1 protein-coding gene is annotated in these 581 nt (G+C 65.2%); it reads right to left on the reverse strand.

What is annotated here, in order from left to right; translation table 11 throughout:
- Nucleotides 1–465: GNAT family N-acetyltransferase (locus VXC91_RS46685; RefSeq protein ID WP_329513376.1), on the reverse strand; the 465-nt coding region annotated here is incomplete at its 3' end.
- Nucleotides 466–581 lie beyond the last annotated feature (116 nt).

The following is a 581-nucleotide window of genomic DNA, read 5'->3' on the forward strand; positions in this document are numbered from 1 at the left end:
TAGGAAAGCGCGGTCTCCCCGAGCGGTGACGTGAGCGATGAGGGTCCTTATGAGGCTGGTACCAAGGCCCTTCCCCCGGTGCTCAGGCGCGGTACATACGGCGCTGATCTCTACCCAGCCAGATGGGCGCATACGTTCGCCGGCCATGGCTGCCAGCACACCGTCATGACGGATGCCCAGATAGGTACCCATTTCGATGGTCCGGGCAAGAAAGGGACCAGGCGCGGTACGGCGAGTGAGGTCCAGCATCTCGGGAACATCTGCGGTGTCGAGACGTACAACCCGCGGATCAGGAGCGCCCTCTGCACTTCCAGGTGCGGTCATCTGCACGAGGTCAAATCGGCTGACGATGCTCCAGGTCGGGGGCACCAGCCCCACGTGGTGGAGGAACGCGGCGGTGCCGGTGCCCACCACGTGGGCGGCATCGGCCCAGTCCTGCTCCGTCGGGTCGTCGGGCAGCCCCATGAAGGGTGACACGTCGTCCAGGTAGCGCCGGACGCGGCCACGTCCCCGGGTAAGAGGGGCGTGCTGTGGGCTGGAGAGTGAGGCGTAAACAGGGTTGTCCAGAATGTGCTCGATGT

It is taken from the genome of Streptomyces chiangmaiensis (genome assembly GCF_036281785.1).
In the GTDB taxonomy this organism is placed as follows: domain Bacteria; phylum Actinomycetota; class Actinomycetes; order Streptomycetales; family Streptomycetaceae; genus Streptomyces; species Streptomyces chiangmaiensis.